This window comes from Exiguobacterium sp. 8H (assembly GCF_902506255.1).
In the GTDB taxonomy this organism is placed as follows: domain Bacteria; phylum Bacillota; class Bacilli; order Exiguobacteriales; family Exiguobacteriaceae; genus Exiguobacterium; species Exiguobacterium profundum.
The window spans coordinates 249,807-276,471 of the sequence record NZ_LR733429.1 but is presented as its reverse complement, the minus strand read 5'-3'; the positions used below and the strand labels follow the sequence as shown (position 1 = coordinate 276,471).

Genomic DNA, 26,665 nt, shown 5'->3' with positions numbered 1-26,665 from the left:
TTATACAGTTCGAAAATCTTCCGGAATTGGCGCCTCAATCTGAATCTCATCCCCTGTCATCGGATGAATGAATCGCGCAGACGCGCTGTGAAGGGCGTGACGGGGCATACGAGTCGTCCCCCCATACATGGAGTCCCCAATGAGCGGATGACCGATATGGCGCAAATGCACGCGAATTTGATGGGTCCGTCCCGTCTCGAGTCGAATCGTCAATAACGAGCCGCTCTCAAATGGCTGACATGCGAGGATATGCGTGATGGCGCGTTGTCCCTCAGTTGTCACGACTCGCTCCATAATCGAATTCTCGGCACGCCCGATCGGTGCTTCAATCGTTTGTGGTGTCACTTCTTCTTCGACCAATGCCTTGTACGTACGCACCAATCCATTCGCTTTCTGAAGTTCACTAAATCGATGATGAATAAATCCATACTTTGCAAACAAGACGACACCGCTCGTGTCGCGATCGAGCCGATTGATCACGTGAATCGCAGATGACAGACCGATGCGTTGATAATAGCCGAGTACAGCGTTCGCAAGTGTATCGGTCGGATGTACTCGTGATGGAATCGTGGCAATCCCTGCCGGTTTATCGACCGCCAACAGCGTATCATCTTCATACAGAATTCGAATGGGCCGATCTGAGGCGACCATGTCGAGTGAGGGGGCTTCAAGCGGGAATCGCACCATCACTTCATCTCCTGGTTCGAGTTCATGTCTTACGGTGCGGTGCACGCCATTCACTTCGATATCCCCTTCATGCTTCACGAGCGTGAGCATCTTTCGAGAAATCCCCATATCTTGCATTAAAAAGTCGCGAAGTGGGACGGCTTTCTCCACAACGCGACGAATCGTAAACCCTTGCATTCGTTACTTTCCTTCCTCGATGAACGATTCGCGAACTCGGCGCCAGAATGGGAAGGGCCGGAAGCGAGCGAACGTCACTTTTTCTTTTGCGACCGCACATCGAATCGAGACGACATCCGACCAGGACAACGCTTCTTGATGGTCAAACGCCAATTCAAATTCGGTTTTCGTGTGCGGTTTGATTTTCACTTGATGGTGTTTTGGTAAGAGAAGCGGTGCACCGATCGTTCGATACACTAGGTTGTTGATTGAAGCCATCTCAGTCACTTGAATGGCTTCAATCGATGGGTGAACGATTGCTCCACCGAGTGCCTTATTGTAGGCGGTCGAACCCGATGGTGTCGAAATACATAATCCATCTCCACGGAACGTTTCAAAGTAGTCGTCTCGAATCGATAAATCACAGACGAGCGTTCGCTTGTAGTTCTTAATCGTGCAATCATTCATCGCCAGTCGACGATCAGTCTCCCCGTTCTCATAGTCAATGAGCACCTCAACGAGCGGATAGGAGACCGGCTCGAACGATTCGCTCGTGATCATCTCGGTCAGTTCATCCAACTCATCCGGTTGCCAATCGGCATAAAAGCCGAGATGCCCGGTATGAATCCCGACAAGTAGCGTTTCATCGAGTCGGTCGATGTATTTATGAAACGCCTGTAACATCGTCCCGTCCCCTCCGACCGATACTACGATTCGGGGCTGTTCCGATAATGTATGCCCGGCGGCTTGAAGTTTTTCAGTCAGTTCCTGGGCGATCTCCGCTGATCGCGTATCTCCCCTCGATACAATCGCAAACTGCATATCGGTTTCCCCCTAGTCTTCGTCCGTTTTCACGTTCATCTCTTTATCCCGAAACACTTGCTGGGCGTCCTGAATTTCAACGCGGAGTTGGCTCATCTCGGCATCGAGTAAAAAGGCCGCCTCGGCTGCACGTCTCAATCGTTCCTGCACTTCAAGAGGCATGTCACCATCATATTTATAATTCAATGAGTGCTCAATCGTGGCCCAGAAATTCATCGCAAGCGTGCGGATTTGCACTTCAACGAGCGTAGGGATTTCACCGTGAATCGTCTGAACCGGGTACTCGATGATGACATGATACGATCGATAGCCCGAGTCTTTCTGATGGGTAATGTAATTGCGTTCTTCCACTATTTTAAAATCTGTTCGACGATGTAGCAAATCCAAGACGTGAACGATATCATCGACAAATTGACACATGATTCGTAATCCCGCTATATCCTGCATATCCGTCGCCAATTCATGGTCAGCGATATTTTTTCGTTTCGCTTTCTCGAGAATGCTCCCGACCGGCTTCACTCGACCTGTGACAAATTCAATCGGAGAATGGTCATTTTGGGACTTGAATTGCTTACGAACGGCTTTCAATTTGACTTTCAACTCGTCTACCGCGATTTGATACGGTACTAAAAACTGATCCCAGTTCACTGATTGCATACGCTGTCACCACTTTCGTTCTTTTCCGGAAAAAACGCGTCCTTTCCGTATGTATCCGTTTGTATGGTATCATAAACGAACAATTGTTCATAGAATGGAGCGATGATTCATGACCCAAGAAGTGGAAATTGAATTTAAATCAATGTTGACGAAAGACGAGTATGAGACACTCCTACGTGCCTATCAGCTTGATGACCAAGTTCGTTGGCAGGCGAATGATTATTTCGACACCCCTTCTTTTCAGCTAAAAGCGAACGGGGCAGCACTTCGCATTCGCGAGAAGAAACATGGTCAAGTGCTGACGTTAAAGCAACCCAACGAGGTCGGCTTGCTTGAGACACACGCCACAATTACAGAAGATGAGGCTGAGGATTTGTTTAAGTATGGAATCATTCATGACGAGCAAATGAAGCAGGCATTGGCTCCGTTTCAGCTAAATGCACCGCTTGAGCATCTCGGTCGACTCGAGACGAACCGGGCAGAGCTCCAGACAGAAGACGGTCTCCTCGTTTTGGACGAAAGCCATTATTTGGAGACGACCGACTATGAAATAGAATTTGAAGTGACGAATGAAGAAGAGGGAAAACGTGCGTTCGAAGGACTTCTTGAAAAACATGGTCTCCCCTATCGTCCCGCTAAAAATAAAATCGTCCGATTCATGGAATTAAAAATAAGTCGGTTGGAAGGTTGAGCAGATACATTGCCAACCTTTTTTTTTCGTTGCTACAATGAGTTTACAAAGTTAAATGAGTTTTTTGACGAGAGGAGGCGACACAAATGGAACTTGAACAATGTAATGGGTCATCCTGTTCACTGGAAGAAACTCCTATTCAAGTAACGTATAAGCCATTGGAGTTATTCTATTTCATGGACATCTCAAGTCCTGAGAACTTTCATGTGATGACACTGATCAAAAAGTTAGAGATTGAATACGGACACGTGATTCGTTTTCGAATGGTCTCTACCGTTCCTAGCTGTGTTGGCGGATGTCAGGAAGAAGTTCGCCTTCTCACCATGATCAAAGCGCTAGAATTACAAGGGAAACGTCATGCGATGCGCTTCTTGCGTCATTTGCATGTGAATGATCTATTCTCTGGTGAACAACTTGGTTCAATCGATTTATGGGAAATCGCACGTTCTTTCGAAGAGTATGGTCTTGATTTAAGTGAACTCGAAGCCGATCTTCAATCGAACCAGCTCTTGAATGCACTAGCTGTCGACCATCAAGTGTTGAAAGATTGGGAGATTGAGTTATTGCCCGCACTCACATTCGTGACGCGCGATGAAGCATTGAAGATTGAAGGGGTTTATCCGTACGACGTCTATCAATCGGTCATGACTGAATTGTTAGGTTATGCACCGAGCCGTTCGACCGATTGGGATGTAGCCAAAGTGTTGGCACGCTATGATGCGTCGACCATAACAGAGCTTTCGTACATTCTAGACTTGGATAAGACGGTGATTGAACGCGAATTGAAGAAACTCTCCCTACAACAGCGTTGCCGTCCTGTGCCAGGATGTAGCGGTGAAGCGTGGGCTCAAACGAAATAAAAAAGAACCCCATGGCCGGGGAGCCATGGGGTTTTTGACGTCTCAAGCGGGGACAAGAGACATCGAACCTTGAGGCCCGGGGAAGGCCTACAAGATGGGAGAAAGTTTACGGTCAATAAAGGGGTTTGTGATTGATTTCACACTTATAATATACCTAGTGCAGAATCATCTGACAACCTCTTTGTGCATATTGTCACATATTGTTCACGAGAACAATAATGATTCCATTTCATCAAGAACCGCTTCGAACTGATCGAGCGCTTTTAATACCGGCTCCTTCGTCGTCATATCGACGCCAGCCGCCTTCAACACCTCGATCGGATAGTCACTAGAACCCGCCTTCAAGAAGTTATCGATATAACGACGCACGGCTGGCTCCCCTTCTTCCATGATCTGTTGTGACAGTGCAGCAGATGCCGAAATCCCTGTCGCATATTGATAGACGTAGTAGTTGTAATAGAAGTGCGGGATGCGCGCCCACTCATATGAAATCTCTTCATCGATGACAATCTCGTCTCCGAAGTAACGTTTGTTCAACTCGAGGTATGTTTCATTTAAGTACTCCGGAGTGAGCGATACGCCTTCTTGAGCAGCTTGATGAATCATGTGTTCGAATTCAGCGAACATCGTTTGACGGAACAATGTTCCACGGAACGTTTCAAGCTGATTGTTCAACAAGTAGAGACGTTCTTCTTTCGCTGTTCTCGTTTTCAACAAATGGTCATTCAACAAAGCTTCGTTCGTCGTCGATGCCACTTCTGCAACGAAGATCGAGTAATCGCCATACGGATATGGTTGCGATGCGCGCGTGTAATGACTATGCACCGAGTGTCCGAACTCGTGTGCAAGCGTGAACAAGTTGTTGACGTTATCTTGCCAGTTCATCAGGATGAACGGTTGCGTATCGTATGCTCCCGAGGAGTAAGCACCGCTACGCTTACCGCGTGTCTCTCGAACGTCGACCCAACGCGAATCGAGACCGTCTTTGACGATTTGGACGTACTCTTCTCCGAGTGGTGCCAAACCATCTACCATCCATTGTTTCGCTTCTTCATACGATACTTTCATTTCGACATCTTTGACGAGCGGTGTGTAGAGGTCATACATATGCAACTCATCTAAGCCGAGCGCTCGCTTACGCAACGCGACATAACGATGTAACAAGTCGAGTCGTTCGTTTACCGCTTCTACAAGCCCGTCGTATACAGACTCGGGAATCGCATTATGATGGAGCGCGGACTGTCTTGCACTTTCAAACTTACGGACAGTCGCATAAAAGTTATCTTTCTTCACACTTCCAGATAATGTTGAGGCGAACGTATTCAAATATTGCGCGTACGTCCCGTACATCGCTTTAAATGCCCCTTCGCGAACGCTTCGGTCAGCCGATTCAAGGAACGTGATATATCGACCGTGCGTCAACTCAACTTCTTCCCCTTTTTCATTTTTCACTTTCGGGAATTTTAAATCTGCGTTGTTGAGCATACCGAACGTCGAGCTCGATTGACCGAGCACATCTCCGGCTTGTGCCAAAATCGATTCTTCCGCCTCCGTCAACACGTGTGGACGCTCTAGTGCCAACTCATCGAATGCATGACGATAAACGCGAAGTGACTCATTCTGCTCCATGAAGGCTTCAATCTGATTCTCATCAATCGAGAGCAACTCAGGTGTCATAAACGCGAGTTGTGCTGAAACTTGAGACGCAAGTGAGCCGGCACGATCATTCAATGCTTGATAATGGCTATTCGCCGTGTCTTCGTCATAGCGCATATGAGCATACGTATATAGCTTATGTAACTGACGTGAGAGATCGTCTCGAAGTTGCAACGCTTCGTGCAACGTTTCCGCCGACTCCCCAAGGCGTCCTTTAAATCCAATCAATGCCGGCACTTTCTCTTTTAACGCTTGAAAATCCGATTCCCAAGCCTCGTCATTGCTGTAGATGGTTTCTAAGTTCCATGTTTCTTCCACTGGAACTTGCTGTCTAGTCAATACCTCTGACATACGTCCACTTCCTTTTCGATGATTAAGTCGATTGTAAGATCAATCGCTGAAGTCCTTGAAACAAACGTGTATCGTGATGTCTGGCCTCCTCGTAATGCTTTGGATGCGGCCATGACCTGACATCACAGGATAGACGACTCGCATTCAAGAGTTGTTTCCATTGTACATGAAATGACTGGAAAAAGTCGCTTGTCGGTGTCACTCCAAATTGGCGACACGTTTTTTGAATACTCCATTCCACGGAATCGCGCGGTGCCTCGTATCGATTCAAATAATGCACGGTCTGAAAATCAATCGGATGTACACGGATTCCCCAAAGCGATGAAAGCGGAAGGTAACAGGCGGTCGGTAATAATCCGGGTAACAGACCAAGTGGATAGAGCCGATTCAATATGAGCCGTCGATTTAGCGGAGACGGATAAATCGGCGACATGCGTTTACGACGAATCATCTCTATCCATTCAAAAGCATCGAACCGATAATAAGCTTCGTACGGTGACGTGTTCACTGAAGATGAGATTTCCCAGTTTCCGATTCCATACTTGATCGAAATCGGAAATCCATTGAAGCGTAACAATCTCCCATTTTTCACCGTCAATAACCGATGTCGCTGAAAAAGTTCTAGACGCATCCATGGTTGAAACGATTGATTGCTTCTCAAATCGAGACCGCTCGCAATCCAAATCACATCAAGCCCCGCTCGTCGATAATCATTCGTTCGTTCGGCGTATTCTTCAGGTCGTAAAGGAGATGCCTGAATTTCGAACACGGTGTGCTGCCCGTCCATGTTCGTGATGATGTCAGCCCGACGATTCTTAATCGTCACTTCTTGCTCGACAGGATAGCCATTCTCTTGAAGCCACTGGCATATTGCCCATTTATCCTGATGATGCATGACCGATTCAGCTCTCCCACAGGTGTGGATATGCGCAAAATGCAGCCGTTTCTTCACACCTTGCTTCACAATCAATATTTCCTGACAAGTCGGGCATCGAAAAGGAGCACGTTGCTCTGCTTGCATCCGATTTAATGTAAAGGAATCAACGATATCCCCTTCCCGATCGATTGCAAACCGCATCTTGCTCCCTCCTCATAGCAGTGGTGAAAACATTCTGGCTAATGATTCAACGAGTTTGATAAAGAATGACCGTTTCGCGAACTCTTCTAATACGAGTTCGTGTGACCCTTCGAAATCATCATATAAGTCTTGTTTCAGTTGATGGACTGAGTTCGTGTTATAGAGGAGCGCATTGACCTCGAAGTTCAAATGAAAGCTCCGAAAATCCATGTTCGCCGTCCCAATCGTGGCTAATCCATCATCCACCACGATGACTTTTGAATGCATGAATCCCTTCTCATATAGATAGATCTTTACCCCGGCGAGTAACAGTTCTTCATAATAGGACCGACTCGCGTAGAACACGATTTTATGGTCGGGATAACTCGGTAAGACGATGCGGACATCAATTCCTGATAATGATGCCGTCTTTAAGGCACTCATAATGTCTTCATCCGGAATCAAGTAAGGTGACGAAATGTAGACAGATTTTTTCGCAGCATTGATGAGTGAAAAGTAAATAGATTTCATCGTCTCATAAGGTTCATCCGGTCCACTCGCAACGATTTGAACCCCTCCGCTCGCACTTCTTACCGTCTCAAGCGGCTCTAGATAGAACGGTGTGAATAGGCGTTCCCCGGTCATGTAATACCAATCTTGCAAGAAAATCAGTTGCAGTTCAGATACCCCTTCTCCTCTTACATACAGATGAGTGTCGCGCCAAAATCCGAACTTAGAGTGCTCACCCAAGTACTCATCCCCTACATTCAAGCCCCCTGTGAATGCCTCGGTACCATCGATGACCACGATTTTTCGATGGTTTCGATAGTTCGTCTTACTCGAAACGAGTGGCAATACAACTGGAAAGAATGCCTGGACTTGGACACCAGCTTGCTTCATCTCTTCAAAGAACGTGCCACTCGTATGAATGGACCCGACCGCATCGTACAAAAACCGGACTTCGACCCCCGCCTTCGCCTTTTCAATCAAGATTCGCTGTATTTCCCGAGAAATACGATCTTCCCGAAAAATATAATACTCTAGATGGATGTGTCGGGACGCTCCTTTCAGAGCCGGCAATAACTTCGAGAATTTTTCACGGCCGTTCGTCAAGATTTGGGTATACGTATTCGATGAAACAGGTAATTGGTTCAACGAAGAAGTAAGATGCATCAGCTTCTCATAATCGTCGTGGGCGAACATAAGAGACGGCGACAACGTCATCGCTTTCTGACGATAGGCCAAGTATGTCTCTTCATCAAGCATCGCTTTTTCTTTGAACATACGTTTACGTCGATAGTTCTGGCCGAATACAAAGTATGCAAATAATCCGATGACTGGAAAACCAATCATGACGATTGCCCAAATGAGCGTACGTTGTGGATTTCGATTTTCAAGTAAGATGACGAGTAATATACTGAACGTTGTCAAAAAGACGAGAATCGAGAACAATCCAATTACTTGTGAGCTCCAGTAATACGATAATATCGCAATGAGTCCTGCGAGCAAAATGAGGGAAAAGAGTACTTGTATGCGTCGCAACATATTATAAGCTGACCTCGTTTCTGTCATGTATTATCATTAATTATACATCGTAACGTCATCTTTTTGAGGGGAGCGAATGAATTATGGGGACTTTTCTGATCACAGGTGCGACAAGCGGGATTGGTCGCGCCGTCGCTTTACAGTTGACTGCTAAGGGGCACCGAGTCATCGGGATCGGTCGGAATGAAACAAGAGGCGCCTCTCTCGAGTCTGATTCAAATGGACAAGCCACATTCATTCGATGTGACCTTGCTTCGACAGAGGACATCGACCATCTTTTCACTCAGTTGAAAGAGCAAGGTGTGACCTTGAACGGATTATTTAATAACGCCGCTACTTTTGGTAGACCGGGCACACCTGAACGTTTGACACATGAGTCGTATAACGAGGTATTCGATGTCAACTTGTATGCGCTGAACACCGTCACACAACGTGCCATTCCCCTATTTGACCAAGGAGCGAGTGTCGTCAACAATGCCGCCATCGTTGGGCACGTCAAGTTTCCACCGATGCTCGCCCACTATGCCGCTTCAAAGGCGGCCGTAATAGCCTTAACTAAAACGTTCGCACACCGAATGAAAGGAAAAGTAAGATTCAATGCCGTTTGTTTTGGACCGATTGACACACCGCTCAGTCACAAGCTATATGGGGGTGAAGCAAAGTTCAAAGAGGCAATGACCCACCATTTCCGGGGACATGCCGCACATCCTGAGGAAGTGGCGCCGGTCGTAGAATTTTTATTGACTGATGCTTCAACTTACATTAACGGCCAAGCCATCACAGTCGATGGAGGATATACATTGTCTTGAACAGAGACCACCTCTTCTTTAGAACAGGTGGTCTCTACTCATGTCGTCATCTTTTTAGCCCGATTCATCTTATTGCGCAAATAGTTCTGTTCTTTCGCATGAAGACGATCCCAATCAATCACATCCGCAAAATATTGAATCATGTCCTCAAATGTCGAATCGAGTGTTTCATGTGCTTGGAGGCGCGCCATTCGAATCGCCTCGAACACGGACCCCATCACAAAGATATCTCGGCTCGCATAAGTCTGCATCGGCGATAGCGATTCAAATAGTATCGTCTCAAGCGTTTTTCGTTTCACATGCCAGTCAGACTTCCCGTTCGAATACAAAAAATCACCATCTGGTAATTCACAAAGTTCTCTTAAAATATCCCCGATGTAATGAATCGCATGAATTGCCGTGTTCGGATCATTGATTCCTGGAGAGATTCCTCTTAGCGCAATCTCACTCAATTTTTCAACCGCAAATGACGGGTCTTGCATCGAAGAACGAACTTCGCCAATCTCAAACAACTCGATGTCCGGCACATCATCACCCTTCCAGAATCCGAGTAAATCACCTTTAGCAACGAAATCCCCGACGGCTACGACGGACTCAAAGTCCGTTTCTTGATCTCCTTGCTTCTCTCTTAAAAACAATCGGATGTACCCTGTTCGCGGAGCTCGTACCACTTGACCTTCGAATGAATGGACGGATCGAGGCAGGACGAGATGAACCTCATCCGACTCAATCGCATCTTTTTGCTCGCTGATGACAGAGAGCGCTTCTTTATGTAACGCGGACAATAGACGTTCCGCCTGAATCGAAACACTGATCGTCTGGATGAACTTGACGAATGCCCAAATCGAACCAATAACTAAGAGCACACTGATCCCGGACGACAATACGACGCCTTCATCTGCCGTACGGACGAGGAATAAGTTCGAAATCCCATAAACCGTCGTCATGATGAAAAGACCGAGCGTATGCTTGGCCGACGAGTTCGTCAAAAAGTTATTGATCGTCCGGGGAGAGAACTGAGAAGAATATGTTGTCAATACGACCAGAATCGTGGAAAAACTGAACGTCATCATCGTCATCAGGCTCGTAAATGTCGAAGACAACACGGATGCCGCTGAGTCCAGATCTAAATAAATAAAGTCTGGTAATAAATCACGAAAAAAATCCCCAAACACTTGGGTTAATGCCGTTAATACGATGCCACCCATTCCGTATAAAAACGGGACAAACCATGCGCTGTCATCAAGTAGTAATCGAATTCGTCTCACCATACCAACACCTCTTTACCGTCGATTTGAAAAAATCGCCTGTCCAACTGAACAGGCGATGTACCATTAAAAATAGTGACGCACTTTCGCAAAGACGTCGCCATCGAGAATGAGTTTCCCATACTCTTCAAGCATTGGTTGCGTCTGTGTACTGAATGTTAAATACTCTGCTAAAAGACTGAGTGCATTCTCTTCGTCTTCCGGTTCCATTTCATCCGGGAAATCAATCCACAAGTAGTAACGGTCTTGATAGTGGTATAGTTTCAAATCAAGATCGCTGAACATGTCTCCTGTACGTTTACTCAGCGAAATGATTGCCTCGAAATCATTTGTTTCCATCGCGAGTGGTGCCCAAGCATCTGCCTCGGCTTCAAGTTCATCCAACTCACTCAATTGGTCGAGTACCGATTGTTGATCCCGTGCCTCATCGATTGCTGATCGAAGGAGCGAACCGAGTTCAGAATCGTCTTCTGTGTCCATTACATTTTTTGCGATTGTCACAGTCACTTCTAGACCTTTTTCAAAAGCTTGTACTTGAATCCATAGTGGACCATCAAACGAAATGTCTTCACGTTCGTGAGCCTCGTCCATCATTTGCCAGAACAGCTGCTCGCCACGTTCTCGGTTGTACCAAATTTCATCACGTGCAAAACCACGTTTCTCGATATCCACGTATGTGATGAAAAATTTGACGGTATTATCATTGATGCGCTCAATTTTCACGATTGTCCACTCCCTTCTCACCTCGCTCCCAATTCACATAAGGAGGAGAGGGGAAATTGTCTTGTTATCTTTGTACCCTTTTTAACATCGTTCAATCTAGATGAAGGGTTATAACTTTATTTTATAGGAAATAATCGATAATAAAAAGCACACTGCTTAAACAGTATGCTCTCATTCATTCACAAGTCGCTGGGCTTCCTGTAATTGGAACGTCCGAACTTTACGTGGCAAGAATCGACGAATCTCATCTTCGTTATATCCGACCTGTAAACGTTTCTCATCAATCAAAATCGGACGACGTAAAAGACCTGGATATTCTTGAATCAAATCGTAAAGCTGTTGAAGAGATAACGCATCAACAGACACATCGATTTTAGAAAAGACTTTCGAGCGAGTCGAAATGATTTCATCCGTCCCGTCTTCTGTCATACGTAAAATTTGTTTAATCTCATTCAATGAGAGCGGTTCTGAAAATATGTTTCGTTCTGTAAACGGGATATCATGTTCTTCGAGCCAAGCCCGTGCCTTTCGGCAAGATGTACAGCTTGGAGACGTATAAAGTGTGACCATTTTTCTTCCTCCCTGATCGAGTATGCGTCCATCTTTTTAAGTGACTCTATTTGTATACCCAAATTCGCATCCACTTAATTATAGTAATTCTTATTTATCAAAACTTCAATGATATTCTTTATCAATCAGATATGAAAAGAGGGCGCATTCGTTGAATGCGACCTTGAACGACCTAACTTAAGACGCAGGGATTCGAGAAACCGGTTGAGACACCGTCTCTTTCCCTGGCTTGACTTGTAAGTCTTTCAACTTTTTCTTCAATACTTCTTTCAAAAGTCTCTTTTTCTCTCGCAGAACTTTGTCACGTTCTTTCATGGCCTCTCACCCCCATACAGCGTAAGGAACCGCCCGAGCATTACCGATTCTGAAAATCTTGAAGTTGCACTATATCTACATTTAAATTATAGCACACTCGTTTGTGAAATGTGAATCATTCTTACACGTTCATCTCAAATTTACACGGATATCATTTGCAATGATTTGAATAAACCTGTATAGTTTATAGAAATAACCTTTTTATTTTTAAGGAGGAGAGCGATGATGAGAATCACTTTAGAAACGATTATGAAACATCCGGTTACCCAAAAATATTTAACTCGATCTGGCTTAAAACATGCGGTCGACGTCTGTGAACGCGCTCTCGAAATGGCAACGAAACGTGGTCTTGATACAGATTTGGCGACGAAAGCTGCACTTCTTCATGATATCGGACACTATGAATGGTATACAGAAGGTAAATGGAATTATGATTTGTATCGTCAGAACGATATCCATGCGATCAAAGGGGCCGAACGTGCCCACAAATTATTGATTCGTTTAGGGGAAGATCCAGCCCGGGCAAAAGAAATTTCTGTCATGATTCTCTTGCACACGGATTCCTACCTTCCACCAAGTCGTATCCAACGGACCCCTCTGCAACAACTCGTCCATGACGCGGACACGTATGTGGAGCAGCCAGGCGGTCTTCATCATTACGAGACAATGGAAATTGAAGATGCGTTAGCTCGCGTCCGTCAAATCGACGCCATCGTGGAACATCTTTCTAATTTACCACGCATCTCGAACGGATAATCAGTCACCTACTTTAATAGGTGATTTTTTTGTGCAAAAAAAATCCCGACTCAATAAATGAGTCAGGATTGATTTCGTTACACGAGTTGCGCTTTATACGCCTCGTACTCTTCGTCTGTGAGCGAGACATAGTGTCCTGGCTCAACTTCGCGAAGTGGCGGGATACTTGAATCTTCATCTGAACGTCCGACTGGACCTTTCGATGTCGATTCATATACGATCCGTTTACGTGTACGCTCATGCTCTGGGTCTGGAAGCGGAATCGCTGAAAGGAGCGATTTCGTATAGGCATGAATTGGGTTCTCATAAAGGCGATCTGCTGTTGCAAGCTCTACGAGGTGACCTTGATACATAACACCGATACGGTCAGAGATGTATTTAACCATCGACAAATCGTGAGCGATGAACAAATACGTCAAATCGCGATCGCGTTGCAATTCTTTCATCAAGTTGACGACCTGCGCTTGAATCGAAACGTCAAGTGCAGAAATCGGCTCATCGGCGATGATGAAGTCCGGTTCAACCGCAAGAGCACGGGCAATCCCGATACGCTGACGCTGACCACCTGAGAATTCATGTGGATAACGGCTCGCGTGCTCTTTCGTCAAACCAACTGTTTCAAGAAGGTCATATACGCGATTCATGCGGTCTTCTTTCGTCTTCGCAAGACCGTGAATATCGATTCCTTCTGCGATAATATCGGCGACTGTCATACGCGGATTGAGCGAAGCGTATGGATCTTGGAAAATCATTTGCATCGCACGGTTGAATTTCAACTTGTCCGCCTTCGATTTTTTATCGTGGACGTTTTCGCCTTTGAACACGACATCGCCATCCGTCGCGTCGTAGAGACCGATAATCGTACGTCCTGTCGTTGACTTCCCACAACCAGACTCACCTACGAGACCAAGCACTTCACCTTTGTAAATATCAAATGAAATCCCGTCGACCGCTTTGACAACGCGGCCACGACCAATTTTAAAGTGCTGCTTCAGGTTTTTTACCTCGAGTAATTTCTCGCGTTCCATTATTCAGCACCACCTTTCGTAAACGATTTTGCGAACGCACTGTCTGGACGATATTTGAGAGCGAGTTCACGAATCGCGCGTGGCGGGTTCACCGCTGGCGCTTGCGGATGTAATAACCAACTCGAAGCGAAGTGTGTATCACTTACTTGGAACATCGGTGGCTCTTTCTCAAAATCAATCTTCATCGCGTATGGATTACGCGGTGCGAATGCATCCCCTTTTGGAGGGTCGAGCAAGTTTGGAGGCGTACCCGGGATTGCCGGTAACGCTTCATTGCGGTCATCTGTCGGACGCGGCATCGAACCGAGAAGTCCCCATGTGTATGGGTGACGTGGCTCATAGAAAATCTCATCAACCGTTCCTTTTTCAACGAGACGTCCCGCATACATAACAGCAACACGGTCAGCCATGTTCGCAACAACACCAAGGTCGTGCGTGATGAAGATAATCGCTGTGCCGGTCTTTTGCTGAATGTCTTTTAACAGTTCAAGAATCTGCGCTTGAATCGTTACGTCGAGTGCTGTTGTCGGTTCATCGGCAATCAACACTTTTGGGTTACATGCGAGTGCGATTGCAATAACGATCCGTTGTCGCATCCCACCAGAAAGTTGGTGTGGATACTGTTTCAAGCGTGCTTCAGGGTTTGGAATCCCTACAAGTGTCAACAATTCGAGCGTACGTTTCTTCGCATCCTCACCCGTTAACCCTTGGTGCTGTTTCAACCCTTCTGCGATTTGCTTGTAAATCGTCATCGTCGGGTTGAGCGATGTCATCGGGTCTTGGAAAATCATTGCGATGTCGCGACCACGAATTTTAAGCATTTCTTTTTCCGAAAGTTTCGCCAAGTCTTTTCCTTCGAACATGATTTCTCCGTTCGTGATTTCACCTGGAGGGTTCGGAATGAGACGCATAATTGCCTTAGAAGTAACGGATTTACCTGAACCCGATTCTCCTACGATGGCGAGCGTCTCGCCTTTTTTCAAATCAAACGAAACACCACGAACAGCCTGAACTGTTCCTGCATATGTGTGGAACGAGACCTCTAAGTCTCGGACTGATAAAATCGTTTCCATGCACGAGTCCCCCTCTTTCTTTTTTATTTACGCATTTTCGGATCGAACGCATCACGCAAACCGTCAGCAAGCAAGTTGAAGCTGACCATAAGCAAGACGATGATGACAGACGGGATAATAAGAAGGAACGGGAATGTCCGTAGTTCTTTGTATCCATCGTTGATCAACGTACCAAGTGATGCCTGTGGTGGTTGAAGCCCGATTCCGATAAAGCTGAGGAATGCCTCGAAGAAGATCGCAGATGGAATCGTGAACATGAGTGTGATGATAATAGCACCCAATGTGTTCGGAATTAAATGTTTGAAAATCAAGCGTCCACTTGAAGCACCGAGTGTACGAGCTGCCAAGACGAACTCTTGGTTTTTGAGTTTAAGAATTTGTCCTCGAACGAGTCGACTCATCCCAATCCAACCGGTGATGGCCATGGCAAGGATGATGGTGAAGACACCTGGGTCAAAGATCAAGATGAACAAGATGATCAAAATCAAGTTAGGTACACCTGTCAAGATTTCAACAATACGTTGCATGATGTTATCGGTACGACCACCAAAGTAAGCCGAGATTCCACCGTATGCAACTCCAATGATTGTATCGATGATGGCTGCGACTAAACCGATGAAGAGGGAGATTCGTGTCCCTTCCCAAATCCGCGACCAAAGATCACGACCGAGATAATCGGTACCAAACCAGAAGTTTTCTTCTACATTCTTCTGTTCGTAGAAGTCGATTTCACGACCTCCAAGTGTTGCCAACCCATCAAATCCAGCCCATTCAAGTCCAGTGACTTTAGGCGGTAGTTTTGCTTGCGAGATGTTCTGTTCATATGCATCTCGGCTTGAGAGCATCGGTCCAAACAAAGCGAGTGCGACGAGAATTAAAATAATCGAGAGCGAGATGATAGCCGCCTTGTTTTTCTTTAGGCGCATCCATGCATCTTGCCAAAAGTTCAAACTTTTTCCGGCAATCCGCTCACCAAGCTGTTCATTCATTTCAACTGGTGTGAACATGTCTTGGTCGAACTGTTCGTAATTCTTTTTGTTTTCAATCATCAGTTATTCCCCCCAAGACGAATACGTGGGTCCACAACCCCATAGAGCAAGTCGACAAGTAAAATGATAATAATGAAGAGGGCCGAGAAGAAGAGTGTCGTGCCCATGATGACAGAGTAATCATTCAACGTGATTGACGTAACGAACAATTCTCCAAGACCAGGTACTGCGAAAATTTTCTCGATAACGAATGTACCCGTTAAAAGTCCAGCTGTCATCGGTCCAAGAATCGTGATCGCTGGGATCATCGCGTTACGGACCATGTGTTTCCATACGATGGCGTTACCCGTCAACCCTTTCGCTTTCGCGAGCGTGACATAGTCTTGTCCGGTTACTTCTAACATCTCGGTTCGGACGAAACGGGCAATTGCTGCCGTAACACCGAGCGATAACGAGATGGTTGGTAAGATTGTATGAGCTGGAGATTCCCAGAATGCTACCGGGAGCAACTGTAATTTAACTCCAACATAGTACTGAAGGAGGGCTGCAAAGACGAATGATGGGACGGAAATCCCGATTACCGATACGAACATTGAACCATAGTCAATTGCCGTATTGTGACGAATCGCCGCAACAACACCCAACAATACACCTAATAGAGTTCCAAGAACTAATGCCTGAACCCCTAATTGTGCCGATGGACCAATTCGTTCCATAATCAACTCAGTTACTGGACGGTTAGCCGTACGGAAAGATACGCCAAGGTCACCTTGTAGCATGTTTCCAATGTACGTCGCATAGCGGACCGGAAGCGGATCATTGAGTCCGTAGCGGTCATTCAACAATTGAATTTGTGATTCTGTCAGTTTTTCCTGGTTCTGATAAGGCGAACCTGGGAGCAGGTCCATCAGGAAGAACGTGAACGTGGCAATCAAGAAGAACGTGATGAGGCCGTAAGTCAGCCGTTGTAGGATATAACGTCCCATGAATAAAAACCCCCTGTTTTGTCTAATTCTTTCTACTACTTGCACCAACAGCTTCACTATGACATATGACCTATTTTTCAAATTCACAAAATGAAAGGAATTTTCTGAAAGAATAGCGTATACGTCATCTCAAGGCTCTTAGTACAGCGACTGAAAATAAAGAAAATTCTTTTCAGAGATTATTCTGAATTTTCACTGTTACTACATTATACTTTACCAACAAAACATTTGAACAGTATTTTCTCTTACTTCGCTAGAATTTTTTAGAAAATTGGGGACATGCGGTTAGCATGCCCCCTCCTTCCATTACTTAATATCAACGTATTTGTACTGGTAATCAGCACCAAATAATTGACGGTTGAAGTTCTCGACGTTTGGACGGATCAAGTATGCCACACCAGCTTGGTAGATAGGCATGATTGCTTGATCTTGTTCAATCAAGAGAGCTTCAGCTTCTTTGAACAAGTCGTAACGTGCATCGATGCTTGTTTCAGCAGATGCTTCATCAATCAACTTGTCATACTCAGATGACGAGTAGTTGATGTCGTTTTGTCCATTGTCTGAAGTGAAGATACCAAGGTTCGTAAGCGGATCTTGGTAGTCAGGTCCCCAAAGTGCGAATGACATTTGGTAGTCCCCTTTTGCTTCACGCTCAAGTTTGTTGTTGAAAGGTTGTTGTGCGATCTCAACCGTTACGTTCGGCAAGTTCGACTCGATTTGACCTTTCATGTACTCAGAGATTTGTTTCGATACTTCACTGTCGAACGAGAGGAGTTCGATTGTTGTTGCTTCTCCACCGGTTACTTCTTCCCAAAGTGAAGCAGCTTCTTCAGTGTTTGTTTTGAAGTATTCCACGCCTTCTGTATAATCCGTTCCGTCTTCATACTTGATGAAGTCTTTCGGGATGAATGACGTCGTTGCTACTGAACCGTTGTTCAAGAGCTGATCGATAATCCCTGATGGGTCGACTGCGCGTGCGATTGCTTTACGTGCATTTACATCAGAGAAAAGTTCATCTTCATGGTTAAACTTGAAGTAACCAACTGCAGAACGAAGACCTGTGTTGTAATCTTCATCTTCTTGGAATGCTGCGACTTGCTCTGATGCGAGACCAGCATAGTCGACATCGCCCGCTTCATACAAGTTGACGACTGTAGATGTTTCTTTAACAACTTTCACATCAACAGAGTCGAGAGCAACATTTTCTGCATCCCAATATGATTCGTTTTTCGTTAAGACATAGCCTTGTTCACGATCCCATTTAGTCCATGTGAACGGTCCGTTATAAAGAAGGTTTTCAGGACCAGTCGTGAAGTCTTCACCTTTTTCTGTAGCGAATGCTTCGTTGATCGGAGTGAATGTACCGAACGAAGTAAGTGAAAGGAATGATGGGTCTGGACGCTCGAGTGTAACTTCGAGTGTCTTCTCATCGATTGCTTTTACGCCAAGCTCTTCTTTTGGTGTGTCACCAGTGTTGATTGCTTCAGCGTTTTTAACTGTGTTCATGATGTATGCGTACTGTGAGCCTGTTGCAGGATCAACAGCTCGTTGCCAAGCGTAAACAAAGTCGTTTGCTGTGACCGGTTCCCCGTTTGACCATTCAGCATCACGAAGTTTGAACGTGTAAACCGTTTCGTCTTCGTTTACTTCTGGTTCGCCTTCAGCAAGTGCCGGGACGGCATTTCCATCTTTATCAAGACGGTAAAGACCTTCCATTGTGTTGGCGATCAAGTTGAATGCGACCGCGTCTGTAGCAAGAGCCGGATCGGCTGTTGTGATATCTGACGTATCCGTCAAACGAAGAACTTTCTCTCCGTTTGAAGAAGAACCGCCGCCATCAGAGTCTCCGCCTGTCGAACAAGCTGCGAGAACTGAACCGAGTGCCAAGATGATTGTCATCATGAGCAAAATCGATTTTTTCTTCATTGCGATTTCCCCTTTCGTTTTAAAAAACTAGCCGATCGTCGAATAAACATCTTACTTTTTCTTTAATTTTCTGAATATTTCATAAAGTATTCGACGAAAGAACGTTAGGGCTATTGTAAGAAATTTTTAATATAACTGTCAACTATTGAATAAAACGCTGTCATTTGATTTAACATTCTTACTCGCTTTCTGCCCCACCTTCCTAGTATCATAGAAGAAACACGGAATGTTGATGCATTCCCTCTAACGCTCGAAAGGAGATTACATCGTTGAAAAAGTTTCGAAATATATTGATTGTTTGGGGGATTGTCACACTTTTCTATACGGTGTGGTCAATTTTTTCCTATTTCCGAACTGAGTCCTTCACGTTTCATTTGAGTGGCGGCTTGTTCGTTTCAGGTATTCTGATATTTGCCATCGGGATGTTCTCCCATATGAGTGCAACAGGTCTATTTGACGGAATCATGTACGGATTTAAGCGTAATCGACGTGCAAAGTTGAAGGAAATTGACGCGGACTATGAAGAAGATGAGGAAGAAGAACCGGAAGATCGACAACTTCGTAAACAATCGGCTTGGAACTGGGTGTATGTCGGAGTTGGAAGTATCGCTCTCTCATTTCTCGTCGCTTTGATTTAATCTTTTCGTCACTTGAATCCTGTGCTAAACTAAATGCAGAATAAGAACACTTGGATGAAGACAAGTAATTCAATTCCCCTTTTCCTCAGAGAGTCTACGGTGCTGTGAGTAGATGAAAAGTTATTGAATGAATGGACTTCGGAGTGGCTCGCCTGAACAAAAAGTATGGCGAGACGGTTCACGCCCGTTAACGCGTTCAAGTGGCATAGTATATGCAAATTTGGGTGGCACCGCGGCTATTCGTCCCGATTTATTCGGGCGGACGACTGCGGTTTTTTATATTTTTCGGAGGTGTATTCACATGGCAACGATTTTTTCAGGAATCAAACCGACCGGCGTCGTGACGCTCGGGAACTACCTTGGCGCGATGAAACAATTCGTCGACCTACAAGACGACAACAATGCCTATTATTGTATCGTCGATTTACATTCAATTACTGTTCAACTCGACCGTGTCGAGCTCATGAACAACACGCGAAAATTAGCAGCACTTTATCTCGCGTCCGGTCTCGACCCGGAGAAAGCGACGATTTTCGTACAGTCTGAAGTAAAAGCACACGCTCAACTCGGTTGGATGTTAACTTGTATCGCCGGCATGGGTGAGCTCGGTCGTATGACGCAGTATAAAGACAAGTCGCAAGGCAGCGAGAATGTTGGTGCAGGGTTGTTCGTCTACCCGACGCTCATGGCTTCTGATATTTTGTTATACAATACGGAACTTGTTCCAGTCGGAGACGACCAAAAGCAACACATCGAACTGACTCGTGACTTGGCGGAACGCTTTAACAAACGTTATTACGAGACATTCACGATGCCGGAACCACTCATTCAAAAAGAAGGCGCTCGGATCATGTCTCTCACGAATCCCGTGAAGAAGATGTCTAAATCGGATACGAATGCCAAAGGATATATCTCGATGCTCGATGAGCCGAATGTCATTCGCAAGAAAATCAAGAGTGCCGTCACAGATTCGAGTGGTGTCATCTCATTCGATCGGGAGAACAAACCAGGGATTTCAAACTTGTTGGAAATTTATTCACTCTCTACCGGCACTTCAATTGATGACCTCGTCAAGCAATATGAGAATTCGAACTACGGAACATTTAAACAGGATGTGGCAGAAGCGGTCGTTGCCCTGCTTGAACCAATTCAAACGCGTTATCACGAGTTGATTGATTCACCAGAACTCGATGAAATCCTTGATGCCGGTCGCGTGAAGGCTGAAGCCGTCGCGAACAAGAATCTCGCAAAAATCGAGAAAGCAATGGGTCTCAGTCGCAAGCGTGCCAAAGTGAAAAAATAAATGATGTTAAAAAGAACGCTCAGCTGAGCGTTCTTTTTAACATCAAATATCTACATAAAAAAGAGAGACAGGCGTCCCTGTCTCTCTTCGTAAAGATGATTTGATTATTCTTTTCCTTCGATTGAAGCCCACTTGTAAGAGTAGTCCGCACCGAATGCGTGCTCAACGATATCCTTAACATATGGCTTCGTGAGGCGAGCCGATCCACGTTGGTAAACTGGCGAGATTGCGTTCTCTTCAAGAACGATTTTCTCTGCAGCTTGAAGGTCAGCCCAACGCTGTTCAGCATCTGTGCTTGATTTCGCAGATTCGATCAACTTATCGAATTCTTCATTCGACCACTTACCACGGTTGTATGGTCCGTCAGTGACGAAGAGGTCAACGAATGTCATTGGATCTTGGTAGTCAGGACCCCATCCAGCGAATGTGAACTCGAACTCACCTTTGTTCTCAAGGTCAAGTTTGTTGTTGAACGGTTGTTGTTTGATTGTAACCGTAATTCCTGGAAGGTTCTTCTCAAGCTCACCTTTGATGAACTCACCGATTTGCTTCGCAGACTCTGAGTCATAGTTGAGGAGCTCAAGTTCAACTTTGTCTGTTCCGAGCTCTTCAAGTCCAGCTTCCCAAAGTTCTTTCGCACGATCCACGTCATAGCCGCCGATGTCGCCGTTTGCTTCACGGAAGTCTTTGCCGTCAGGACCTGTTACGAAGTCTTTTGGTACGAGGTAGTTCGCAGGAATCGAACCGTTCGCAAGAAGCGTCTCTGAGATTGCTGCTTTATCGTATGCCGCGTCAATCGCGTTACGGATGTTTTGGTTATTTAATTCTTCAACAGCAGTGTTGAACTGGAGGTAGAAGAGTGTTGGTTCAACGACAGTTGAGAACTCTTCGCTGTCTTGATACTGGGCTACGAGCTCAGAAGTCAAGCCTGTGCGGTCAACGTCACCGTTTTCATACAAGTTAACACCTGTTGAAACTTCTTTAACGACTTTAACGTTGATTTCTTCAAGTTTAACTGTGTCAGCATCCCAATAGTCTTCGTTCTTGACCATCTTCCAGCCTTGCTCGCGCTCCCAGCTGTCGAGTTTGAACGGTCCGTTGTAGAGAGTCGTCTCTGCAGATGTACCGAAGTTCTCGCCTTGCTCTGTATCGAATGACTCGAGTTTTGGCATGAATACGCCGAAGCTAGTCAATCCGAGGAAGTAGTCAGCTGGTGCTGTCAATTTAACTTCAAGAGTTTGATCGTCGATTGCTTTAACGCCTACAGCATCGCGCTCGCCTTCACCTGTGTTGTACGCTTCTGCGCCTTCGATGATTGACATAACGTATGCATATTGTGATGCGTTATCTGGGTTGAGTACTTCTTTCCAAGCGTATTCGAAGTCGTTCGCTGTGACAGGCTCCCCGTTTGACCAAGTCGCGCCTTCACGGATTTTGAACGTGTACGTTTTACCGTCTTCTGAAACGTCGTGGTCTTCAGCCATACCCGGAGTCGGGTTGTCTTCTTCGTCCATGCGGTAGAGACCTTCGTTAACGTTGTTCAACACGTTGAACGATACAGCATCTGTTGCGAGTGTCGGGTTAAGTGAAGGAATATCTGAAGAATCGAGCAAGTTGAGGACTTGCGCTTCGTCAGAAGAACTTTGATTCGAGTCTGTTGATGCGCCTTCCTCTTCCCCTGTCGAACATGCAGCTAGGAATGCACTTGATAGAAGTGTAACCGATGATGCTAAAGCAAAACCTTTTTTCTTATTCATTGCGATGACCCCCTGATTTTTTCGTTTTAACGAAGTGAATGATGGTAGAAAATTCAGTCATTTCTTCTGACAGTATTTGTTACCAAAATCCCGTTGATGCAATAATACAATATTCTGATAATTTTGCAAAGTGTTTATTTTGATTTTTCTAAAAAATTTTATCTATAGTCTAAAAGCCCGCCTACAGTGGCGGGCTTTTAGCTCAATTTTCGTATTTTTTTGCAAAGGTTAGGACATATGAAGGACCGGTGACCGGATATCCGATATGGTCGTAACCTTTTTCGATCACATAAGAGCGTCCAGCTTGATAGATTGGCATAACAACAGCCTCTTCTAACAGCTGTGCCTCCGCTTCTCGGAAGATTTCATTTCGTTCTTCCAACCGATCCGTTGAGCGAGCCTGATCCATCAATTTATCATACGATTCGCTGGCATATCGACTCGAATTGAGGACATCGTTTGTTTCAAATTGAGTCAAATAGGCGGATAACATCGGATAGTCTGGTTGCCAGCCTGATAGAGAAAACACATAATCCCCTGAGACTTCTTTCCTAACTTTTTCTCCTAAGGGGAGCTCGATAATGTTAACGGTCAAACCATCCAACTGTTCCAAATTCTTCTTTAATTTTGCGGAGATTTGACGCGCTTCGTCATCGACAAAGCTGAGCAGCTCGATTTCGAGTTCATCTTTCTTCAGCCGTTTCTTCACGGTGTCAAACAATTGGTCGGCGTTTCCTTCCAATTGTGCGATCGCATCCTCTTGGTCGATGACGAGTAATCGTTCTGTCGTCTGTTCCGCTCGCGCGAGTGAATCCTCGATTTCCGACCGCTCAAGCGTCAATGCGATGGCTTGTCGGAACGCTACATCATTAAACGGGGCTTTTTTAACATTCGGCTTTAAATAAAAGACTCCACTTCGTGGAACGTCCTGTACGTTCAAAATTTCCTCATCAATCGTGGAAACGTCAAAATCGTATGGGACGGGTTGCATTCCTGTCGCTTCCGTCAAGTTCGCTTCACTATTAATGGTAATCGTTTCAAGCGTGACCTGTTCAGCTTCTCGGTACGTTTCATTTTTATGTAACGAGATGGTCGTATCTCCGATTGCCTTGATTTTAAATGGACCGTTCGTCTCTAGCTCTTCCCATGCTTCCACATTTGGTTGAGGTAAAAATGCGGGCATCGCCAAAATCTGTTCGAACCCTTCCATCGGACGGACAAGAGTCAACTCGAGCGTCCGGTCATCGATTGCCTTGACCCCTAGCGTATCTGGTTCTTGTTGGCCAAGTCCGATTTCTTTTGCGGATTGAACATCTGCTAGTAAGAAGCTGAACGGTGAATTCGTATCGACGTCCACGAGTTTTTGGAAGTGATCGACGAATGTTTGCGCGTCAATCGCATTCCCTTCTGTCGTCACACTCTCTTTTAATGTGAATGTATAGACCGTTCCATCTTCGGATCGCTCTAACTTCTCAACGAGCGCTGGTTCGATGGTCCCGTCTGCTCCGAATCGATACAGGCCTTCGTAGAGATGGGACAGGATTGTTTGAGATGACGGATCGATTGCTAGCATGACATCCGGCTGAGTCGGAAGTGACTCCCCGTAAATCGTCAATTGTTGTTCTTCTACTGGTACTAGTTTGCGTGACTGCTCTCGTTGTTCGTTCCAAATAAATAAAAAAAGGATAAGGACTGAACCTAACAAGGCGGCCACGATGAATGATTTCTTTTTCATTCGTTGCACTCCTTTCTGTTAGACCAACCCTTATACCCTAACCTTTTTTGTGTGTTTTTTCTACCGTCAGTTCATCACTTTTGCAAATGCGAGTGTCGCATTGTGGCCCCCGAAGCCGAGTGAGTTACTGAGTGCATAACGAATGTCAAGTTCCCGATTTCCTTCACGTACATAATCCAAATCACAGTCTGCTGCTGGTGATTCGCAGTTAATCGTTGGATGAATCTTGCCTTCGTGAATCGATAATGCTGTGATGACGGCCTCGACGCCACCTGCACCACCAAGAAGGTGACCAATCATCGATTTTGATGAGTTGACGGCGAGCTTGTCAGCGTGTTCCCCGAACACTCGACGAATCGCTTTCGTCTCGAGCATATCGTTGAGTGGTGTACTCGTTCCATGCGCGTTGATGTATTGAACATCTTCTGGCGTGATTCCAGCGTCACGAATCGCCTCACTCATCGCTTTTGATCCGCCCTCAGCTTCTGGTGACGGTGCTGTGATATGGTATGCATCCGAACTCATTCCATATCCGACAACTTCAGCGTACATTTTTGCCCCACGTGCCAATGCGTGCTCATATTCTTCTAACACGAGCACCCCAGCTCCTTCACCCATGACGAACCCGTCGCGATTCTCATCGAACGGACGGCAGGCCGTGTTCGGGTCTGGATTCGTAGATAGAGCTTTGTTCGAACAAAATCCTGCGAACGAGAGTGGTGTGATTGGCGCTTCCGCTCCACCTGCGAACATAGCGATGGCATCTCCACGTTGAATGACACGGAAAGCTTCGCCGATTGAGTTCGTCCCTGACGCACAAGCCGTCACGGAACAGTTGCTCGGTCCTTTTGCTCCAAGATAGATAGATACTTGTCCGCTCGCCATGTTCGGAATCATCATCGGAATGAAGAACGGGCTGACGCGACGTGGTCCACGGTCATGCAAGATGGCAGACTGTTTGTCAATCGTCTCGACGCCACCAATTCCGCTCCCGATCCAAATCCCGACATCGTCCGCGATCGCTTTCACATCGAGTCCGCTGTCTTTATGGGCAGCGTCTGCCGCAAGTAAAGAATATTGGATGAAGGAATCCATCTTACGCGCTTCCTTCGGTTCGACTAAATGATCGATGTTCCATTCCTTCACTTCCGCCCCGACCTTGGCCGGGTATTGACTGATGTCAATCTTCGTCAACGTATCAATCGCGTTATCCCCTTTTAACAGGCGATCCCACATTGTTGAGACATCGTTTCCTAATGGTGATACGACTCCTAATCCTGTCACTACTACTCGTTTCATAAATGATTCCCCTCCGTAATGGTTGCGTGATTCCATGTCAGGCAGCTAGCCCCCCACGTGAGCCCAGCACCAAATCCTGCGATGACGACCGTTTGTCCATCTTGGATTTTGCCAGACTTGACCGCCTCGGCCAATGCGAGTGGAATGGAAGCTGCTGATGTATTCGCATGGTCTTGAATGGTCATGACAACTTTCTCTTCTTCTAAGTGTAAACGCTCCATCGCAGCGTCGATGATTCGACGGTTCGCCTGGTGTGGAACGAGGATGTCAAGGTCCTCCAACGTCTTATCGGCTTTGTCCAGCGCCTCAAGAACGATTTCGGGCATCTTCCGAACGGCAAATTTGAAGACTTCACGACCGTTCATGACGATTTTACCTTCTTCATTTTCATACAGATGTTTGCCACCTGTCCCGTCACTTCCGAGCACAAGTGAGTCAATTGAAGCGATATCGTCTTCCCCGAGCACGACAGCCCCTGCCCCATCTCCGAAAAGGACAGCCGTCGATCGATCATCCCAATCAATCAGACTTCCCATCTTCTCTGCGCCGATGACGAGCGTCTTTTTAAATCCTTTTGAATCCATGAGACTCTTCGCCGTGTCCATTGCAAAGATGAAACCGCTACATGCCGCGCTCACGTCGAACGCCACGGCGGCTTTCGCGCCAAGATTCGCCTGAACCACACATGCAGTTGCCGGGAAGGCTGGCGCCGTTGCTGTCGCACAAACGATGGCTTCAATGTCGTCGATTGTGACGCCCGCACTCTGTAACGCCCGTTCAGCAGCGCGTGTCGCCATATCTGCGACTGTCATATCTTCTTCAGCCAAATGACGTGCTTCGATGCCTGTACGAGTACGAATCCACTCATCGCTCGTATCCATTCGTTTTTCTAAATCGATATTTGTCACCCGATTGTCCGGTAAGAACGATCCGATGCCGATGATTCCAATATTCATATCGTCGACCCCTATTCTTAGTATCTGGTACTAATATAAGGGAATAAAAAGA

The 26,665-nt window shown here is 46.0% G+C and carries 25 protein-coding genes and 1 other annotated feature; of the genes, 6 read left to right on the top strand and 19 right to left on the bottom strand.

From position 1 onward, the window contains the following. The 3 genes from GVY43_RS01335 to GVY43_RS01325 are packed head-to-tail and all read right to left on the bottom strand — an operon-like array spanning window position 1 to window position 2,322. Window positions 1-864, bottom strand: a complete 864-nt coding sequence (locus GVY43_RS01335) for an RluA family pseudouridine synthase (protein ID WP_159562022.1) — start codon at window positions 862-864, stop codon at window positions 1-3. A 3-nt stretch (window positions 865-867) separates the two neighbouring features. Continuing rightward, entirely contained in the window at window positions 868-1,665 is a 798-nt protein-coding gene (locus GVY43_RS01330) for an NAD kinase (protein WP_047795471.1), read from the bottom strand. Window positions 1,666-1,677: 12 nt separating this feature from the next. Next, window positions 1,678-2,322, bottom strand: coding sequence for a GTP pyrophosphokinase family protein (locus GVY43_RS01325; RefSeq protein ID WP_015881226.1), 645 nt, complete (start codon window positions 2,320-2,322; stop codon window positions 1,678-1,680). A gap of 109 nt (window positions 2,323-2,431) precedes the next feature. Here GVY43_RS01325 and GVY43_RS01320 point away from each other — a divergent pair, with 109 nt between their 5' ends. Both GVY43_RS01320 and GVY43_RS01315 read left to right on the top strand, forming a co-directional pair. Continuing rightward, a complete protein-coding gene (locus tag GVY43_RS01320) occupies window positions 2,432-3,013 on the top strand; it encodes a CYTH domain-containing protein (RefSeq protein WP_074037412.1) in 582 nt (193 codons plus the stop codon). A gap of 86 nt (window positions 3,014-3,099) precedes the next feature. After that, a complete protein-coding gene (locus GVY43_RS01315; protein WP_074037413.1) occupies window positions 3,100-3,873 on the top strand; it encodes a DsbA family protein in 774 nt (257 codons plus the stop codon). Window positions 3,874-4,077: 204 nt separating this feature from the next. On the opposite strand, the gene pepF is transcribed toward GVY43_RS01315, so the two are convergent. The 3 genes from pepF to cls are packed head-to-tail and all read right to left on the bottom strand — an operon-like array spanning window position 4,078 to window position 8,482. Then, the gene (pepF, locus tag GVY43_RS01310; protein ID WP_074037415.1) at window positions 4,078-5,880 is read right to left on the bottom strand and encodes an oligoendopeptidase F; all 1,803 of its coding nucleotides are present in this window, start codon (window positions 5,878-5,880) and stop codon (window positions 4,078-4,080) included. A gap of 22 nt (window positions 5,881-5,902) precedes the next feature. Next, window positions 5,903-6,958: a competence protein CoiA gene (locus GVY43_RS01305; protein ID WP_159562021.1), complete on the bottom strand. Its 1,056-nt coding sequence runs from the start codon at window positions 6,956-6,958 to the stop codon at window positions 5,903-5,905. A 12-nt stretch (window positions 6,959-6,970) separates the two neighbouring features. Then, the gene (gene cls, locus GVY43_RS01300; protein ID WP_015881221.1) at window positions 6,971-8,482 is read right to left on the bottom strand and encodes a cardiolipin synthase; all 1,512 of its coding nucleotides are present in this window, start codon (window positions 8,480-8,482) and stop codon (window positions 6,971-6,973) included. Between the two features lie 83 nt (window positions 8,483-8,565). Here cls and GVY43_RS01295 point away from each other — a divergent pair, with 83 nt between their 5' ends. Next, window positions 8,566-9,291: an SDR family NAD(P)-dependent oxidoreductase gene (locus GVY43_RS01295; protein WP_159562020.1), complete on the top strand. Its 726-nt coding sequence runs from the start codon at window positions 8,566-8,568 to the stop codon at window positions 9,289-9,291. A gap of 38 nt (window positions 9,292-9,329) precedes the next feature. Here GVY43_RS01295 and GVY43_RS01290 read toward each other — a convergent pair whose 3' ends face one another. The 4 genes from GVY43_RS01290 to GVY43_RS15940 all read right to left on the bottom strand — a co-directional run bounded on the left by GVY43_RS01290 (window position 9,330) and on the right by GVY43_RS15940 (window position 12,167). Beyond that, window positions 9,330-10,562 (bottom strand): DUF2254 domain-containing protein, encoded by a 1,233-nt coding sequence (locus GVY43_RS01290; RefSeq protein WP_159562019.1) that lies wholly within the window; start codon window positions 10,560-10,562, stop codon window positions 9,330-9,332. Between the two features lie 63 nt (window positions 10,563-10,625). Further along, window positions 10,626-11,282 carry an adaptor protein MecA gene (mecA, locus tag GVY43_RS01285; RefSeq protein WP_015881218.1) on the bottom strand — a complete coding sequence of 219 codons (657 nt, stop codon included), beginning with the start codon at window positions 11,280-11,282 and terminating at the stop codon, window positions 10,626-10,628. 171 nt (window positions 11,283-11,453) lie between these two features. After that, window positions 11,454-11,852 carry a transcriptional regulator SpxA gene (spxA, locus tag GVY43_RS01280; protein ID WP_015881217.1) on the bottom strand — a complete coding sequence of 133 codons (399 nt, stop codon included), beginning with the start codon at window positions 11,850-11,852 and terminating at the stop codon, window positions 11,454-11,456. Window positions 11,853-12,029: 177 nt separating this feature from the next. Continuing rightward, the gene (locus GVY43_RS15940; RefSeq protein ID WP_015881216.1) at window positions 12,030-12,167 is read right to left on the bottom strand and encodes a hypothetical protein; all 138 of its coding nucleotides are present in this window, start codon (window positions 12,165-12,167) and stop codon (window positions 12,030-12,032) included. A gap of 222 nt (window positions 12,168-12,389) precedes the next feature. Between GVY43_RS15940 and GVY43_RS01275 the strand changes: the two genes are divergently transcribed. Beyond that, window positions 12,390-12,923: an HD domain-containing protein gene (locus GVY43_RS01275; protein ID WP_201302236.1), complete on the top strand. Its 534-nt coding sequence runs from the start codon at window positions 12,390-12,392 to the stop codon at window positions 12,921-12,923. 77 nt (window positions 12,924-13,000) lie between these two features. Here the strand turns inward: GVY43_RS01275 and GVY43_RS01270 are convergent, their stop codons facing one another. From GVY43_RS01270 to GVY43_RS01250, 5 genes are all read right to left on the bottom strand, one after another. Further along, window positions 13,001-13,951, bottom strand: coding sequence for an ABC transporter ATP-binding protein (locus tag GVY43_RS01270; RefSeq protein WP_015881214.1), 951 nt, complete (start codon window positions 13,949-13,951; stop codon window positions 13,001-13,003). Next, window positions 13,951-15,024, bottom strand: a complete 1,074-nt coding sequence (locus GVY43_RS01265; RefSeq protein WP_015881213.1) for an ABC transporter ATP-binding protein — start codon at window positions 15,022-15,024, stop codon at window positions 13,951-13,953. Before GVY43_RS01265 ends, GVY43_RS01270 begins: the two co-directional genes overlap by 1 nt. Window positions 15,025-15,047: 23 nt before the next feature. After that, window positions 15,048-16,073: an oligopeptide ABC transporter permease gene (gene opp3C / locus GVY43_RS01260; protein WP_078146603.1), complete on the bottom strand. Its 1,026-nt coding sequence runs from the start codon at window positions 16,071-16,073 to the stop codon at window positions 15,048-15,050. Continuing rightward, on the bottom strand, window positions 16,073-16,999 hold the full coding sequence (opp3b, locus tag GVY43_RS01255) for an oligopeptide ABC transporter permease (protein WP_074037427.1): 927 nt from the start codon (window positions 16,997-16,999) through the stop codon (window positions 16,073-16,075). The genes opp3C and opp3b overlap by 1 nt, the downstream gene beginning before the upstream one ends. A gap of 306 nt (window positions 17,000-17,305) precedes the next feature. Beyond that, entirely contained in the window at window positions 17,306-18,925 is a 1,620-nt protein-coding gene (locus tag GVY43_RS01250) for a peptide ABC transporter substrate-binding protein (RefSeq protein ID WP_074037428.1), read from the bottom strand. A gap of 269 nt (window positions 18,926-19,194) precedes the next feature. Between GVY43_RS01250 and GVY43_RS01245 the strand changes: the two genes are divergently transcribed. Next, window positions 19,195-19,563, top strand: coding sequence for a DUF3899 domain-containing protein (locus GVY43_RS01245; protein ID WP_159562017.1), 369 nt, complete (start codon window positions 19,195-19,197; stop codon window positions 19,561-19,563). 42 nt (window positions 19,564-19,605) lie between these two features. After that, window positions 19,606-19,814 (top strand) — a binding site (T-box leader). Window positions 19,815-19,864: 50 nt separating this feature from the next. Next, window positions 19,865-20,866 (top strand): tryptophan--tRNA ligase, encoded by a 1,002-nt coding sequence (gene trpS, locus GVY43_RS01240; protein WP_074037431.1) that lies wholly within the window; start codon window positions 19,865-19,867, stop codon window positions 20,864-20,866. A gap of 104 nt (window positions 20,867-20,970) precedes the next feature. On the opposite strand, the gene GVY43_RS01235 is transcribed toward trpS, so the two are convergent. The 4 genes from GVY43_RS01235 to GVY43_RS01220 form a co-directional block, all read right to left on the bottom strand. Beyond that, window positions 20,971-22,623, bottom strand: coding sequence for a peptide ABC transporter substrate-binding protein (locus GVY43_RS01235; protein WP_159562016.1), 1,653 nt, complete (start codon window positions 22,621-22,623; stop codon window positions 20,971-20,973). 202 nt (window positions 22,624-22,825) lie between these two features. Further along, complete coding sequence (locus GVY43_RS01230) at window positions 22,826-24,358, bottom strand: peptide ABC transporter substrate-binding protein (RefSeq protein ID WP_159562015.1); 1,533 nt, start codon at window positions 24,356-24,358, stop codon at window positions 22,826-22,828. A gap of 66 nt (window positions 24,359-24,424) precedes the next feature. Next, entirely contained in the window at window positions 24,425-25,657 is a 1,233-nt protein-coding gene (gene fabF / locus GVY43_RS01225; RefSeq protein ID WP_074037435.1) for a beta-ketoacyl-ACP synthase II, read from the bottom strand. Next, window positions 25,654-26,613 carry a beta-ketoacyl-ACP synthase III gene (locus tag GVY43_RS01220; protein ID WP_159562014.1) on the bottom strand — a complete coding sequence of 320 codons (960 nt, stop codon included), beginning with the start codon at window positions 26,611-26,613 and terminating at the stop codon, window positions 25,654-25,656. Before GVY43_RS01220 ends, fabF begins: the two co-directional genes overlap by 4 nt. Between the last annotated feature and the right edge of the window lie 52 nt (window positions 26,614-26,665).

What these genes read in the sequence shown, in the direction of transcription:
- GVY43_RS01230 (WP_159562015.1), bottom strand. Translation starts at nt 24,358, where the DNA reads ATGAAAAAGAAATCATTCATCGTGGCCGCCTTGTTAGGTTCAGTCCTT.
- GVY43_RS01235 (WP_159562016.1), bottom strand. Translation starts at nt 22,623, where the DNA reads ATGAATAAGAAAAAAGGTTTTGCTTTAGCATCATCGGTTACACTTCTA.
- GVY43_RS01275 (WP_201302236.1), top strand. Translation starts at nt 12,390, where the DNA reads ATGATGAGAATCACTTTAGAAACGATTATGAAACATCCGGTTACCCAA.
- cls (WP_015881221.1), bottom strand. Translation starts at nt 8,482, where the DNA reads ATGTTGCGACGCATACAAGTACTCTTTTCCCTCATTTTGCTCGCAGGA.
- GVY43_RS01270 (WP_015881214.1), bottom strand. Translation starts at nt 13,951, where the DNA reads ATGGAACGCGAGAAATTACTCGAGGTAAAAAACCTGAAGCAGCACTTT.
- GVY43_RS01325 (WP_015881226.1), bottom strand. Translation starts at nt 2,322, where the DNA reads ATGCAATCAGTGAACTGGGATCAGTTTTTAGTACCGTATCAAATCGCG.
- GVY43_RS01265 (WP_015881213.1), bottom strand. Translation starts at nt 15,024, where the DNA reads ATGGAAACGATTTTATCAGTCCGAGACTTAGAGGTCTCGTTCCACACA.
- fabF (WP_074037435.1), bottom strand. Translation starts at nt 25,657, where the DNA reads ATGAAACGAGTAGTAGTGACAGGATTAGGAGTCGTATCACCATTAGGA.
- opp3b (WP_074037427.1), bottom strand. Translation starts at nt 16,999, where the DNA reads ATGGGACGTTATATCCTACAACGGCTGACTTACGGCCTCATCACGTTC.
- pepF (WP_074037415.1), bottom strand. Translation starts at nt 5,880, where the DNA reads ATGTCAGAGGTATTGACTAGACAGCAAGTTCCAGTGGAAGAAACATGG.
- opp3C (WP_078146603.1), bottom strand. Translation starts at nt 16,073, where the DNA reads ATGATTGAAAACAAAAAGAATTACGAACAGTTCGACCAAGACATGTTC.
- GVY43_RS01220 (WP_159562014.1), bottom strand. Translation starts at nt 26,613, where the DNA reads ATGAATATTGGAATCATCGGCATCGGATCGTTCTTACCGGACAATCGG.
- GVY43_RS01250 (WP_074037428.1), bottom strand. Translation starts at nt 18,925, where the DNA reads ATGAAGAAAAAATCGATTTTGCTCATGATGACAATCATCTTGGCACTC.
- GVY43_RS15940 (WP_015881216.1), bottom strand. Translation starts at nt 12,167, where the DNA reads ATGAAAGAACGTGACAAAGTTCTGCGAGAGAAAAAGAGACTTTTGAAA.
- GVY43_RS01335 (WP_159562022.1), bottom strand. Translation starts at nt 864, where the DNA reads ATGCAAGGGTTTACGATTCGTCGCGTTGTGGAGAAAGCCGTCCCACTT.
- GVY43_RS01330 (WP_047795471.1), bottom strand. Translation starts at nt 1,665, where the DNA reads ATGCAGTTTGCGATTGTATCGAGGGGAGATACGCGATCAGCGGAGATC.
- trpS (WP_074037431.1), top strand. Translation starts at nt 19,865, where the DNA reads ATGGCAACGATTTTTTCAGGAATCAAACCGACCGGCGTCGTGACGCTC.
- GVY43_RS01320 (WP_074037412.1), top strand. Translation starts at nt 2,432, where the DNA reads ATGACCCAAGAAGTGGAAATTGAATTTAAATCAATGTTGACGAAAGAC.
- GVY43_RS01305 (WP_159562021.1), bottom strand. Translation starts at nt 6,958, where the DNA reads ATGCGGTTTGCAATCGATCGGGAAGGGGATATCGTTGATTCCTTTACA.
- GVY43_RS01290 (WP_159562019.1), bottom strand. Translation starts at nt 10,562, where the DNA reads ATGGTGAGACGAATTCGATTACTACTTGATGACAGCGCATGGTTTGTC.
- GVY43_RS01295 (WP_159562020.1), top strand. Translation starts at nt 8,566, where the DNA reads ATGGGGACTTTTCTGATCACAGGTGCGACAAGCGGGATTGGTCGCGCC.
- GVY43_RS01315 (WP_074037413.1), top strand. Translation starts at nt 3,100, where the DNA reads ATGGAACTTGAACAATGTAATGGGTCATCCTGTTCACTGGAAGAAACT.
- spxA (WP_015881217.1), bottom strand. Translation starts at nt 11,852, where the DNA reads ATGGTCACACTTTATACGTCTCCAAGCTGTACATCTTGCCGAAAGGCA.